This window comes from Streptomyces sp. SN-593, from assembly GCF_016756395.1.
GTDB lineage: Bacteria > Actinomycetota > Actinomycetes > Streptomycetales > Streptomycetaceae > Actinacidiphila > Actinacidiphila reveromycinica.
Genome location: NZ_AP018365.1, coordinates 7,877,501 through 7,890,227 on the forward strand (window position 1 = coordinate 7,877,501; position 12,727 = coordinate 7,890,227).

General features: G+C 70.3%; 11 protein-coding genes, 2 rRNA genes and 2 riboswitches (1 of these 15 only partly in view). Of the genes, 12 read left to right on the plus strand and 1 reads right to left on the minus strand.

Features of this window, described 5'->3' with window-relative positions; all coding sequences use genetic code 11:
* From RVR_RS33500 to RVR_RS33555, 12 genes are all read left to right on the plus strand, one after another.
* Positions 1 to 1,075 (plus strand): 23S ribosomal RNA (locus RVR_RS33500) (it extends 2,051 nt beyond the left edge of the window).
* 108 nt (positions 1,076 to 1,183) lie between these two features.
* A 5S ribosomal RNA gene (gene rrf, locus RVR_RS33505) occupies positions 1,184 to 1,300 on the plus strand.
* A 158-nt stretch (positions 1,301 to 1,458) separates the two neighbouring features.
* Positions 1,459 to 2,067, plus strand: coding sequence for a cardiolipin synthase ClsA (gene clsA / locus RVR_RS33510; RefSeq protein ID WP_202237669.1), 609 nt, complete (start codon positions 1,459 to 1,461; stop codon positions 2,065 to 2,067).
* Between the two features lie 23 nt (positions 2,068 to 2,090).
* Positions 2,091 to 4,586 carry a mannose-1-phosphate guanyltransferase gene (locus tag RVR_RS33515; RefSeq protein ID WP_202237670.1) on the plus strand — a complete coding sequence of 832 codons (2,496 nt, stop codon included), beginning with the start codon at positions 2,091 to 2,093 and terminating at the stop codon, positions 4,584 to 4,586.
* A 220-nt stretch (positions 4,587 to 4,806) separates the two neighbouring features.
* Entirely contained in the window at positions 4,807 to 5,763 is a 957-nt protein-coding gene (locus tag RVR_RS33520) for a DUF881 domain-containing protein (protein ID WP_202237671.1), read from the plus strand.
* A gap of 4 nt (positions 5,764 to 5,767) precedes the next feature.
* Positions 5,768 to 6,100, plus strand: a complete 333-nt coding sequence (locus RVR_RS33525; RefSeq protein WP_202237672.1) for a small basic family protein — start codon at positions 5,768 to 5,770, stop codon at positions 6,098 to 6,100.
* A gap of 7 nt (positions 6,101 to 6,107) precedes the next feature.
* On the plus strand, positions 6,108 to 6,953 hold the full coding sequence (locus RVR_RS33530) for a DUF881 domain-containing protein (protein WP_202237673.1): 846 nt from the start codon (positions 6,108 to 6,110) through the stop codon (positions 6,951 to 6,953).
* 105 nt (positions 6,954 to 7,058) lie between these two features.
* Positions 7,059 to 7,853, plus strand: coding sequence for a double zinc ribbon and FHA domain-containing protein (locus RVR_RS38175; RefSeq protein WP_346731492.1), 795 nt, complete (start codon positions 7,059 to 7,061; stop codon positions 7,851 to 7,853).
* 32 nt (positions 7,854 to 7,885) lie between these two features.
* The gene (ftsR, locus tag RVR_RS33540; protein ID WP_202237674.1) at positions 7,886 to 8,632 is read left to right on the plus strand and encodes a transcriptional regulator FtsR; all 747 of its coding nucleotides are present in this window, start codon (positions 7,886 to 7,888) and stop codon (positions 8,630 to 8,632) included.
* 310 nt (positions 8,633 to 8,942) lie between these two features.
* Positions 8,943 to 9,416: a bifunctional nuclease family protein gene (locus tag RVR_RS33545; RefSeq protein WP_202237675.1), complete on the plus strand. Its 474-nt coding sequence runs from the start codon at positions 8,943 to 8,945 to the stop codon at positions 9,414 to 9,416.
* 360 nt (positions 9,417 to 9,776) lie between these two features.
* Complete coding sequence (locus RVR_RS33550) at positions 9,777 to 10,379, plus strand: MerR family transcriptional regulator (protein ID WP_202237676.1); 603 nt, start codon at positions 9,777 to 9,779, stop codon at positions 10,377 to 10,379.
* A gap of 91 nt (positions 10,380 to 10,470) precedes the next feature.
* Positions 10,471 to 11,901, plus strand: coding sequence for a DNA polymerase IV (locus RVR_RS33555; protein WP_202237677.1), 1,431 nt, complete (start codon positions 10,471 to 10,473; stop codon positions 11,899 to 11,901).
* Between the two features lie 46 nt (positions 11,902 to 11,947).
* Here RVR_RS33555 and RVR_RS33560 read toward each other — a convergent pair whose 3' ends face one another.
* The gene (locus RVR_RS33560; RefSeq protein ID WP_202237678.1) at positions 11,948 to 12,319 is read right to left on the minus strand and encodes a PRC-barrel domain-containing protein; all 372 of its coding nucleotides are present in this window, start codon (positions 12,317 to 12,319) and stop codon (positions 11,948 to 11,950) included.
* A 147-nt stretch (positions 12,320 to 12,466) separates the two neighbouring features.
* Positions 12,467 to 12,578: riboswitch (glycine riboswitch) on the plus strand.
* Positions 12,579 to 12,705, plus strand: a riboswitch (glycine riboswitch).
* Positions 12,706 to 12,727: the final 22 nt, after the last annotated feature.

Here is a 12,727-nt window from a genome sequence, read left to right on the forward strand (position 1 = left end):
GCCCGGTGCTGGAACGTTAAGGGGACCGGTTAGTCACATTTCGGTGTGGCGAAGCTGAGAACTTAAGCGCCAGTAAACGGCGGTGGTAACTATAACCATCCTAAGGTAGCGAAATTCCTTGTCGGGTAAGTTCCGACCTGCACGAATGGCGTAACGACTTCTCGACTGTCTCAACCATAGGCCCGGTGAAATTGCACTACGAGTAAAGATGCTCGTTTCGCGCAGCAGGACGGAAAGACCCCGGGACCTTTACTATAGCTTGATATTGGTGTTCGGTTCGGCTTGTGTAGGATAGGTGGGAGACTTTGATCATCGAGCGCCAGCTTGGTGGGAGTCGTCGTTGAAATACCACTCTGGTCGTGCTGGATGTCTAACCTCGGTCCGTGATCCGGATCAGGGACAGTGTCTGGTGGGTAGTTTAACTGGGGCGGTTGCCTCCTAAAGGGTAACGGAGGCGCCCAAAGGTTCCCTCAGCCTGGTTGGCAATCAGGTGTTGAGTGTAAGTGCACAAGGGAGCTTGACTGTGAGACTGACGGGTCGAGCAGGTACGAAAGTAGGGACTAGTGATCCGGCGGTGGCTTGTGGAAGCGCCGTCGCTCAACGGATAAAAGGTACCCCGGGGATAACAGGCTGATCTTCCCCAAGAGTCCATATCGACGGGATGGTTTGGCACCTCGATGTCGGCTCGTCGCATCCTGGGGCTGGAGTCGGTCCCAAGGGTTGGGCTGTTCGCCCATTAAAGCGGTACGCGAGCTGGGTTTAGAACGTCGTGAGACAGTTCGGTCCCTATCCGCTGCGCGCGTTGGAGTCTTGAGAAGGGCTGTCCCTAGTACGAGAGGACCGGGACGGACGAACCTCTGGTGTGCCAGTTGTTCTGCCAAGGGCATGGCTGGTTGGCTACGTTCGGGAGGGATAACCGCTGAAAGCATCTAAGCGGGAAGCCTGCTTCGAGATGAGGGCTCCCACCCACTTGATGGGGTAAGGCTCCCAGTAGACGACTGGGTTGATAGGCCGGATGTGGAAGCCTCGTGAGGGGTGGAGCTGACCGGTACTAATAGGCCGAGGGCTTGTCCATGTGTGCTCGCGTCCACTGTGTGGTTCTGAAACAACCAGCTACCCATACGCACTTGTTCTGGCAGTGATGTCAGGGCGGGGTGTGTGGGTGTGGAGAGTTTCATAGTGTTTCGGTGGTCATAGCGTTAGGGAAACGCCCGGTCACATTCCGAACCCGGAAGCTAAGCCTTTCAGCGCCGATGGTACTGCAGGGGGGACCCTGTGGGAGAGTAGGACACCGCCGAACAAATTTTGAGGCCCGGCCTCGGATCCTGTATCCGAGGCCGGGCCTTTGCCGTTTTCGGGCCTGGGGTAGAGTCGGCCCGCGACATCCCCGCGTACACCCGCAGGTCCGTACGCGCCGGCACACACGTAGACGCACATACAGCAGCAGGAGGGGCCCCGGTGGAGGTCCAGGAGACACGGGTGCAAACGGATCGGATCTTCACGATCCCCAACATCCTGAGTATGGCGCGCCTGGTCGGCGTTCCGGTGTTCCTGTGGCTGATTCTGTGGCCCGAGTTCGGCGGCCCCAAGGAGGACGGGTGGGCACTCCTCGTGCTCGCCTTCAGCGGGGTGAGTGACTACCTCGACGGCAAGCTCGCCCGGCGCTGGAATCAGATCAGCGAACTGGGCCGGGTGCTGGACCCCGCCGCCGACCGGCTGTACGTGCTGACCACCCTGGTGGGCCTGACCTGGCGCGGCATCCTCCCGCTGTGGATCACCGTGCTGCTGCTGGCCCGTGAGGCCATGATGGCCGTGATGCTGCTGATTCTGCGGAGGCACCGCTACGGCCCTCCCCAGGTGAACTTCATCGGGAAAGCGGCTACCTTCAACCTCATGTACGCCTTTCCGCTGCTGCTGTTGAGCGACGGGAGCGGGTGGCTCGCGAGCCTGGCGACTGTTTTCGGCTGGGCGTTCGCGGGTTGGGGTACAACCCTGTACTGGTGGGCAGGGTTCCTCTATGTGGTGCAGGTCCGGCGACTTGTCAGGGCGGACGCCACGGCTGGCTGAGTCAAGAGGAGGACGTTTCCGACATGAAGGCGGTTGTAATGGCCGGCGGCGAGGGCACACGCCTTCGCCCCATGACATCGAGCATGCCGAAACCGCTGCTGCCGGTGGTGAATCGCCCCATCATGCAGCACGTTCTCAATCTGCTCAAGCGGCACGGGCTTACCGAGACGGTGGTGACGGTCCAGTTCCTGGCCTCCCTGGTGAAGAACTACTTCGGGGACGGCGAGGAAATGGGGATGGAGCTTTCCTATGCCAACGAGGAAAAACCACTGGGTACCGCGGGGAGCGTCAAGAACGCCGAGGAGGCACTCAAGGACGACGCCTTCCTCGTCATCTCCGGCGACGCGCTGACCGATTTCGATCTGACCGAGCTCATCGCGTTCCACAAGGAGAAGGGCGCACTGGTGACGGTGTGCCTGACCCGGGTGCCGAACCCGCTGGAGTTCGGTATCACCATCATCGACGACGACGGCAAGGTCGAGCGTTTCCTGGAGAAGCCGACCTGGGGCCAGGTCTTCTCGGACACCGTCAACACCGGGATCTACGTGATGGAGCCGGAGGTGTTCGACTACGTCGAGCCCGATGTGCCCGTCGACTGGTCCGGTGACGTCTTCCCGCAGCTCATGAAGGAGGGCAAGCCGATCTACGGCTTCGTCGCCGAGGGCTACTGGGAGGACGTCGGCACGCACGAGAGCTACGTGAAGGCCCAGGCGGACGTCCTGGAGGGCAAGGTCGACGTCGACATCGACGGCTTCGAGATCTCGCCCGGCGTGTGGGTCGCCGAGGGCGCCGAGGTGCACCCGGACGCGACGCTCCGCGGTCCGCTGTACATCGGCGACTACGCGAAGGTGGAGGCCGGCGCGGAGATCCGCGAGCACAGCGTCATCGGCTCCAACGTCGTGGTGAAGACCGGCGCCTTCCTGCACAAGGCCGTGATCGCCGACAACGTGTACGTCGGTCCGCAGACGAACCTGCGCGGCTGCGTCATCGGCAAGAACACCGACGTGATGCGGGCGGCGCGGATCGACGAGGGCGCGGTCATCGGCGACGAGTGCCTGATCGGCGAGGAGTCGATCATCGCGGGTACCGTCCGGGTGTACCCGTTCAAGACCGTCGAGGCCGGCGCGTTCGTCAACACCTCGGTGATCTGGGAGTCCCGCGGCCAGGCGCACCTGTTCGGCGCCCGGGGCGTCTCCGGCATCCTGAACGTGGAGATCACCCCGGAACTCGCCGTGCGGCTCGCCGGCGCGTACGCGACGACGCTCAAGAAGGGCGCGACGGTCACCACGGCCCGTGACCACTCCCGTGGCGCCCGCGCGCTCAAGCGGGCGGTCATCTCGGCGCTCCAGGCCAGCGCGATCGACGTGCGCGACCTGGAGAACGTGCCGATGCCGGTGGCCCGGCAGCAGACCGCGCGGGGCAGTGCGGGCGGCATCATGATCAGGACCAGCCCGGGCCGGCCCGACTCGCTGGACATCATGTTCTTCGACGAGCGCGGCGCCGACCTGTCCGGGGCGGGGCAGCGCAAGCTGGACCGGGTGTTCTCCCGACAGGAGTACCGCCGGGCGTTCCCGGGCGAGATCGGCGACCTCACCTTCCCGGCGACGGTCTTCGACTCGTACACCGGCGCGCTGCTGCGGGCGGTGGACACCACCGGGATCGCGGACGCCGGGCTGAAGGTCGTGGTCGACGCGGCCAACGGCAGCGCGGGCCTGGTCCTGCCGAGCCTGCTCGGCCGGCTGGGCGTGGACGCGCTGACCGTCAACCCGGGCCTCGACGAGGCGCGGCCGACCGAGACCGAGCAGAGCCGGAGGGCCGGGCTGGTCCGGCTCGGCGAGATCGTCTCCTCGGCGCGGGCCGCGTTCGGGGTGCGTTTCGACCCGGTCGGCGAGCGGATGTCGCTGGTCGACGAGCGGGGCCGGATCGTGGAGGACGACCGGGCGCTGCTGGTGCTGCTCGACCTGGTGGCCGCGGAGCGGCGCAGCGGCCGGGTGGCGCTGCCGGTCACCACGACCCGTATCGCCGAGCAGGTCGCGGCGTACCACGGCACCCAGGTGACCTGGACGACCACCTCGCCCGACGACCTGACCAGGGTCGGCCGCGACGAGGGCACGATCTTCGGCGGCGACGGGCGCGGCGCGTACATCGTGCCCGAGTTCAGCGGGGTCTTCGACGGCTCGGCGGCGTTCGTGCGGCTGATCGGCCTGGTGGCCAGGACGCAGCTCACACTCAGCCAGATCGACGCCCGCATCCCCAAGGCGCACGTCCTCAAGCGGGACGTGCCGACACCGTGGGCGGTCAAGGGCTCGGTCATGCGGCGGGTGGTCGAGGAGGCCGGCGACCGGTCGGTGGACACCACCGACGGCGTGCGGGTGGTGGAGTCCGACGGCCGGTGGGTGATGGTGCTCCCGGACCCGGCGGAGGCCGTCACGCACCTGTGGGCCGAGGGTCCCGACGACGCGTCCGCGCAGGCACTGCTCGACGAGTGGTCCGAGGTGGTGGAGAGCGCCGGTCCCTGACCGGTCCGGATGTTCGGGTGACCGGTTGCCGACCGGTTGCCGACCGGTCGGTCGCCGGTCGGCAACCGGTCGCGAGGCTTCCCGAAGCCGTCGCGGAACCGGTCCGGCCGCCTGCCGGAACCGGTCCGAAAGCGGACCGGGAGCGGTCGGAACCGGTCGCGCGGGGTGAACGGCGCGTCTGGAGGGGCCCGTTCGAAAGTGGGGCCCCCGACGTGCGACGATGTGCGGCATGCCGCAGCAGCAACCCGATCGGAGCAGCCCTGTACCCGGGGCCGCTCCGCGACGCCTCGACGCGTCGATGTCGCTGCTGACGAACATCATCGAGCACAGCCTCGACGACGGGTACGCGCAGGCCGCGGCCCGGCGCGGGCAGGTCGGCACCTCGCGCCTGCCGAAGGCGCTGGGCGGCAGGCTGGGACTGGCCGCCGGGCTGGTGCTCGCCGCGCTCGTGGTGACGCTCGGGGCCGCCCAGGCGCGGGAGTCGGCGCCCACGGTCGCCAAGGAGCGCCAGAACCTCATCGACCGGATCCAGACCGAGACCAAGAGCACCGACCAGGTGCAGAAGAACGTCGACTCGCTGCGGGACACCGTCTCCGCTCAGCAGCAGGCCGCGCTGAAGCAGAAGGGCGACGGCGGGGAGCGGCTGGTCGAACTCCTCGCCGCCGCCACGCCGGTGCACGGCCCGGGGATCAAGCTGGTCGTCAACGACGCCGAGGAAGCCTCTGAAGGGGGCACCGGCGGCCCACGGGAGAGCAGTGGCTTCTCCGACACCGGGCGGGTCCGCGACCGCGACATGCAGCAAGTGGTCAACGGCCTGTGGTCGTCGGGCGCGGAGGCGATCTCGGTCAACGGCGAGCGCCTGACGGCGCTGTCGGCGATCCGGGCCGCCGGGGACGCCATACTGGTCGACAACAAGCCGCTGGTGCCGCCGTACACGGTGCTGGCGATCGGGGACGGGAAGCGGTTGAGCACGACATTCCAGGACAGCGCGGACGGGGAGTACCTGCACGTGTTGGTGGCGAACTACGGCATCAGGTCGAGCATCAGCGTGCAGGGCGACGTCCGGTTGCCCGCCGCGCCGTCGCTGATCCTGCGGTACGCCGCGCCCGACGTGGCGACGCCGTCCGAAACGCCGTCCCAGAAGCCGTCCAAGACGCCGTCCGACGGGAGGGGTTGACGAAGTGATCGCCGTTCTTGGCCTCGTGGTGGGGGTCGTGGTCGGGCTGGTGGTGCGCCCCGTGGTGCCCTCGGGCGTCGAGCCGTACCTGCCGATCGCCGTGGTGGCCGCGCTCGACGCGGTGTTCGGCGGGCTGCGGGCGATGCTCGACGGGATCTTCGACGACAAGGTGTTCGTGGTCTCCTTCCTGTCCAACGTGGTGGTGGCGGCGCTGATCGTGTTCCTGGGCGACAAGCTCGGTGTCGGCGCGCAGTTGTCGACCGGCGTGGTGGTCGTCCTGGGCATCCGGATCTTCTCCAACGCCGCCGCGATCCGCCGGCACGTCTTCCGGGCGTGAGGCGGCGATGAGCGACGAGCACCAGGGCGGGAGCCGTGAGGGCCCGGAGGGCCGCGAACGCCCGGACGGCAGCCCCGAAGAGCCCGGCAGCCCCGAAGAGCCCGGCAGCGTCGGGGAGCCGGCGGCCGGGCCGCGGACGGGGCGGCAGCGGCTGGTGGCCGGACTGTGGCCGCCGCGGCTGACCCGCGCACAACTCATCGTCGCGGTCCTGCTGTTCGTGCTGGGGCTGGGGCTGGCCATCCAGGTACGCACCACCAGCGACGACAACAGCACGCTGCGCGGGGCGCGCCAGGAGGACCTGGTGCGTATCCTCACCGAGCTGGACAACCGCGGCCAGCGGCTCCAGGACGAGAAGCGCGGGCTGGAGAACCAGCGCAGCGAGCTGGAGACCAGCTCCGACCAGGCTGCGGAGGCGCTCAAGCAGACGCAGGAGAAGGCCAGGGAGCTCGGTGTCCTGGCCGGTACGGTGGCGGCGAAGGGCCCGGGGATCACCCTGACGGTCAAGGACCCGCACGACCAGGTCGAGGCGGACTCGCTGCTGGACACCGTCCAGGAGCTGCGTGCGGCGGGGGCGGAGGCGATCCAGGTGAACAACGTGCGCGTGATCAGCGACACTTACTTCACCGACAGCACGAACAGCGTGCTCGTGGACGGGCACCGACTGGCCCAGCCGTACGTCTTCAAGGTCATCGGGAACCCGCCGGATCTCGAACCCGCGCTGAACATCCCCGGCGGGGTGGTTCAGACGCTGGAGAAGGAGCAGGCGAGTGCCGATGTGGTCAGGTCGCAGAAGATCGTCGTGGATGCCTTGCGGCCGTCGGAGCAGCCTGACTACGCTCGGTCATCCCAATGAGGCGGGGGTCGGGGGCCTGGCCGGGTGCTGAGTGGTGGAAACTGTGAGTAGTGAGAGTTCGTCCTGCCCCACGGGCGGGTCTGCTTCTTTCAAGGGGAATCGCCCGTGAAGTTGTTTGGGAAGTTGTTCGGCAAGAGCGCCCGCCAGTCGGGTGACCCGGCCACGGCACGCCACCGTGCGCCGCGAAGTGGTGAGGAGGACACCGGCCAGCCGGCGGAGCGTCCGCTGTTCCGCGCGGACGCGCCGCAGCAGGACGGCGGATTTTCGGCCGCGCCCGGCGTGGCGCCTGTTGACCACGGTTCGGCGCCCCGCATAGGTTTCGGGGAATCTTCGGCCTCGGACACGGGTGGTGAGCAGGGCGTGCTGGTCTGCGGCAGGTGCGGGCACCAGAACGCGGCGGCGAGCCGCTTCTGCAACAACTGCGGCGCGCCGCTGCGCGCGGGGCAGGGCACCGGGTCGTTCGAGCGGCCGTCGGAGACCACCTCGACGATCTCGATCTCCAGCATCGAGGCGTACGAGGCCGAGGCGACCGGCCAGACCCCGATGCCGTCGCTCTCCCCGGAGGCGCAGGCGGCCGTGGCCGCGCTGCCCCTGGGCTCGGCGCTGCTGGTGGTGCGCCGGGGGCCGAACTCCGGCAGCCGCTTCCTGCTGGACGGCGAGCTGACCACCGCCGGCCGGCACCCGCAGAGCGACATCTTCCTGGACGACGTGACGGTCTCGCGCCGCCACGTGGAGTTCCGGCGCGGGGCCGACGGCGTGTTCACCGTCTCCGACGTGGGCAGCCTCAACGGCACCTACGTCAACCGGGAGCGGATCGACGCGGTGCAGCTTTCCAACGGGGACGAGGTGCAGATCGGCAAGTACCGGCTCGTGTTCTACGCGAGCCAGGCGGGTGTCTGACCCTCCCGCCGCAGGTCCCAGGGAAGGTGCGCATGCCGCGATCGACAGGCGGTGCCGGTGACGGCACCGCCACCGTCCCGGCCGCAGAGGACGGCACCCTGCTGAGTATCGGCGCGGTGCTGTCCCGGCTGCGGGACGAGTTCCCCGAGGTCACCATCTCCAAGATCCGCTTCCTGGAGGCGGAGGGGCTGGTGGAGCCGCAGCGCACCCCCTCGGGGTACCGGAAGTTCGGTGTCGCGGACGTGGAGCGGCTCGCCTACGTGCTGCGGGTGCAGCGGGACCACTACCTGCCCCTGCGGGTGATCCGCGAGCACCTGGACGCCCTCGACCGGGGCGAGCCGGTGGCGCTGCCGGGCCCCGGCGAGTCCCGCGGGGTGCTGGACGGCTCCATGGAGCCCGAGGAGCCCGCCCGGATGCGGATCGGCCGCGACGAGCTGCTGGCCGCCACCGGGGCCGGCGGGGACGCCCTCGCCGAGTGGGAGTCCTACGGGCTGGTCCTGCCGGACGCCGACGGCGGCTACGCCGCGGACGCGGTGAACGTGGCCCGGCTGATCGTGGACCTCGGGCGTTTCGGACTGGAGCCGCGCCACCTGCGCGCGGTGAAGGCCGCCGCCGACCGGGAGGCGGGCCTGGTCGAGCAGGTGGTGGCGCCGCTGCGCCGGCACCGCAACCCGCAGACCCGGCTGCACGCCGAGGCGACCGCCCGGGAGCTCGCCATGCTGTCGGTGCGGCTGCACGCCGCGATGGTGCAGTCGGCGCTGCGGGTCCGACTGGACTGATCGCGGCCGCGCGTCCCCGGTCCGGCCGCACGGTTCGGCCCCTCGGTCCGGGCACGAGCGGTCCGGTTCCACGCCCCGCCCCCCGGCCCGGTTCCGCGGGTCCGACGGCGGGCACCGGCGGCCGGCCGACCTGCGCCGCGCCGCCCCTCCCGGCGTCGGATTTCGGTCGGATCGCGGCCGGAACCGCGGCCCGGAGCGGCATCCGCGGGGGCGAACCGCCTGGCGGAGGCGGGTTCCGGAACGCCTCGGAGCCGCGCCCGGCGGCTGCCCGACTACCCAAACCCCGCAGGCACGGCCTAGGGTTGCTGGTGTGAACGAGCTCGACGTTGTGGGTGTCCGGGTCGAAATGCCCTCCAACCAACCGATCGTGCTCCTGCGTGAAGTAGGAGGCGACCGGTACCTGCCCATCTGGATCGGGCCGGGAGAGGCGACGGCCATCGCTTTCGCGCAGCAGGGCATGACGCCTGCGCGACCGCTGACTCACGACCTCTTCAAGGACGTGCTCGAGGCGGTGGGACAGACGCTGACGGAGGTGCGCATCACCGACCTGAGGGACGGCGTGTTCTATGCGGAGCTGGTCTTCGCCGGCGGGGTGGAGGTCAGTGCCCGCCCGTCCGACGCCATAGCGCTCGCCCTGCGCACCGGCACGCCGATCTACGGCAGCGACGGTGTGCTGGACGACGCGGGGATCGCGATCCCGGACGAGCAGGAGGACGAGGTGGAGAAGTTCCGCGAGTTCCTCGACCAGATCTCGCCCGAGGACTTCGGGACCAGCAACCAGTAGGCTCCGCCGGTCGGCGGGGCCGTGGGGACCGGTAGGACGCGAGCGGCAGACCGGTCGCCACCTGGCGCGGGCCGCGACCGCGCGCAGGACGACGCCCGGACGGGCGCGGCGCGACCGGGTGACGCCCGCCCGGGGCGGACGCGCCATACCGCCCCCAAAGGGGGCAAGGTTGCCGCCATGCAGCCATTCGGAACTGTGTTCCCGCTGTGCGCTCGGAGCAAACCACTCCTGGGGTGAATTTCACTCGGCGTGCCGAGCGTGGCGATCGTTGACGCACGTGTGACGACTGCCTACCGTCAGAAGGGAAAGTCCGGTGGCACGTGCGCGCGGCCAGCGGACGCGAAGGGGACGGAGGGCGTCGTGAGAAGTACCGGCGACGGTTTGGCGACCGGCGGCCCGTATCCGGCCCGGGGGGCGCTCGCCCCCGCGGCGGTGGGCGCGGACGGCGGCCCACCGGCCGAGACGCCGTCCGAGCAGGTCGGCTACCGCGGCCCGGCGGCATGTGCCGCCACCGGCATCACCTACCGCCAGTTGGACTACTGGGCCCGCACCGGCCTGGTCGAGCCCAGCGTCCGCCCGGCCTACGGATCGGGCACCCAGCGGCTGTACGGCTTCTCCGACGTCGTCGTGCTCAAGATCGTCAAGCGGCTGCTCGACACCGGTGTCTCCCTCCAGAACATCCGCACCGCCGTCCAGCACCTGCGCTCGGTCGGCCCCGGCGAGCTGGCCCGGATGACGCTGATGAGCGACGGCGCGACCGTCTACGAGTGCACGTCGCCCGACGAGGTGGTCCAGCTCCTCCAGGGCGGCCAGGGCATCTTCGGGATCGCGGTCGGCGTGGTGTGGCGCGACGTGGAGAGCGCGCTGTCCCAGATGCACGGCGAGCGCGTGGACACCGGCGAGACCCTGGTCGGGCACAACCCGGCCGACGAGCTGGCCCGCCGCCGCAACAAGGCGGTCTGAAGCACCCGGGTCCGAGGGCGTCCGGCCGCCCGACCCGCCGTCGCCGTACACGTGTACGGCTGATGTCGGCGGTATGCGGGACGCTGGAGGTGTGAGAAGTGCGCCGACGATCCTCCACCTGGACATGGACGCGTTCTTCGCCGCGGTCGAGCAGGCGTCCAAGCCCAGCCTGCGGGGCAAGCCGGTGGTGGTCGGCGGCCTGGGACCCCGCGGTGTGGTCTCGACCGCGTCCTACGAGGCACGCGTGCACGGCGTCCACTCCGCCATGGCCATGGCGCACGCCCGCCGGCTCGCCCCCCACGCGGCCTACCTCGTGCCGCGCTTCGGCATCTACCGCCAGATCAGCGAGATCGTCATGGCCCTGCTGCGCGAGGCATCACCCCTGATAGAGCCCCTGAGCGTCGACGAGGCGTTCGTCGACCTGGAGGCGGGCGGGCACGCCGGCGACCCGAGGGCCGTGGCCCGCGGGCTGCGCGCCGACATCAGGGCCGCCACCGGCCTGACCGCCTCGGTCGGGCTGGCCGGCTCCAAGCTGCTCGCCAAGATCGCCTCGGAGAAGGCCAAGCCGGACGGCCTGGTGGTGGTCGAGCCCGGCACCGAGCGGGCGCTGCTGGACCCGATGCCGGTGCGCACCCTGCCGGGGGTCGGCCCGGCCACCGCCGAGCACCTGCGCAGGGCCGGCATCCTCACCGTCGCCGAGATCTCCCGGGCCGGCGAGGGCGAGCTGGTCCGGCTGCTCGGGAAGGCCCACGGCGCCGGCCTGCACGCCATGGCCGCCGGTGTCGACAACCGCCCCGTCGTCGCCGACCGCGACGTCAAGTCCATCTCGGTCGAGGACACCTTCGACACCGATCTGACCGACCGCGCCCATGTGCGGTACGAGATCGACCGGCTCGCCGAGCGCTGCGTGCAGCGGTTGCGCGGGGCCGGCCGCTCCGGCCGCACCGTGGTGGTCAAGGTCCGGCGGTACGACTTCTCCACGCTCACCCGCTCCGAGACGCTGCGCGCCCCCACCGACGACCCGGCCGTGGTCCGCGAGACCGCCCGCCGCCTCGCCGAGGCCGTCGACACCACCGGAGGCGTGCGGCTGCTCGGGGTGGGCGTCGCCGGGCTGGCCGACTTCACCCAGGAGGACCTGTTCGCCCACGCCGAGAGCGAGCTCGCCCTGCACGGCGGGTCCGACCAGGGCGTCCCCGAGCCGCTGCCCAGCAGCCCGCCGCCGGCACCCGAGCGGGCGAACCGCTGGCTGCCCGGCCACGACGTCGTCCACGAGGTCCACGGCGCCGGATGGGTGCAGGGCAGCGGTGTCGGGCGGGTGACCGTGCGCTTCGAGGTGCCCTCGGACAGCCGGCCGGGCCGGGTGCGCACCTTCCCGGTCGACGACCCGGCGCTCAGCCGCAGCGACCCGCTCCCGCTGGCCGCCCAGCGGGAGCACGGCCCGCCGGGCGCCCCGGGCACCCGGCACGTGTCGGAGGCGGCCCCGGACCCCCAGGACGCACCGGCGGCCCGGGAGACCCCGTAGAGCACAGGGGCCCGCCCCCCGGCTCCGCGCCGGCGGCCGTGCCCGCTCACTCCCCGTCGGCCAGCTCCCCGAAGTCCCCGGACGGCGCCCGCTCGGCGCCCGCGCGCGGCACGTCCATCCCGTAGTGGTGGTAGAGCTGCAACTCCTGCTCGGGCGACAGGTGCCGGCCCACCCCGAAGTCCGGCGCGTCCTTGATCAGTGCCTTCTCGTACGGCACTCGCAGCGTGTCGCCGTCCAGCTCGCTCGGGCCGAGCGGCACGAACGCGTCCCGGGTGAACAGGCCGGTGCGCACCGCCGCCCACTCCGGCGTGCCGGTCGCGTCGTCGAGGTAGACCTCGTCCACCGTGCCGATCCTCGTCCCGTCACGGTCGAAGGCGCGGCGGCCGATCAGGCTGCGCGGATCGATGTCGGTTCGCACGGTCCCTCCAAGCACTCCGACCAACCCCGGGCCGCCGTCACACGGCGGATGCTTCTTCCTACCCAAAGCCACGATCGGGGCGGTGTCGACTCGGCACCTGTCCCCACCCGTGCCCCGGAACGCGCTGGTAGGCTGGCAGCAGGCCGTCGACCCCGTGCGGGAGAGTCCTCCAAGAGCCCGCCTGGCGGCGGGTGGCGGAGGACGCCGAAGGAGCAAATCCTCCCCGGAAACTCTCAGGCATCCGTACCGCTCGGGCGAGGTCACTCTGGAAAGCAGGACCTGTCCCGGAAGCAGCGCGGCCGCCGGGACGCGTCCTCACCGACGGTGAAAGCCGCCCCGTGGCCGGGGCGGTGAAGCTCTCAGGTTCTGATGACAGAGGGGGAGGCCGTACGGGTGCCCGTGACGGCA